The sequence below is a fragment of the Exiguobacterium sp. SH0S2 genome, assembly GCF_004337185.1.
Lineage (GTDB): Bacteria > Bacillota > Bacilli > Exiguobacteriales > Exiguobacteriaceae > Exiguobacterium > Exiguobacterium aurantiacum_A.
In genome coordinates this window covers 1-542 of record NZ_SJVB01000018.1, presented here as the reverse complement: position 1 = coordinate 542, position 542 = coordinate 1, and the positions used below count along the sequence as shown (strand labels likewise).

The following is a 542-nucleotide window of genomic DNA, read 5'->3' as shown; positions in this document are numbered from 1 at the left end:
GTGTCACCCGATCCGCTCGCATCGAGCACTTTCACCGGGAGAATCGAGACGTTCGGCACGATGCCTCGCATCGATACCCCGTTGTCACGTATCGCCCCGATGACACCGGCGACGTGTGTCCCGTGTCCATGGTCGTCAATCGCGTCGCCTTCCCCGTTCGGGTCGACGAAGTTCTTCTCATTCACGATATCGACTTTCCCTTTCAAGTCGAGCAGACGATAGTCGACGCCCGTGTCGAGGACCGCGACTTTAATCGAGCGGCCCGGCAGCTTGAGTGCCTCATAGGCGTCGAGGCCGACCCCTGAACCTTTGAACGGTTTCAATACCGAGCGCTCGTTAATCGACCATTGATAGTCGAGGCTCACATCCGATGCGAACGCCTTATACGTTTGGACCGGCTCGATGTATTCAACGTTCGTGTCTGTCTCGAGCGTCGCTTTTGCCGTCGCCTGCATCTTCGGTGACGCCTCTTCGACATCGATCAAGGCGAAGTGGTCACCTCGAGCGCCGATCGAAAGACGCTCGGCCGATACGTCGTGCAT

The 542-nt window shown here is 57.9% G+C and carries 1 protein-coding gene; it reads right to left on the bottom strand.

All coding sequences use genetic code 11. The annotated features are described in order from the left end of the window. Positions 1–542 (bottom strand): S8 family serine peptidase (locus EVJ21_RS15220; RefSeq protein ID WP_145963264.1); only part of this gene is annotated, 542 nt, incomplete at both ends.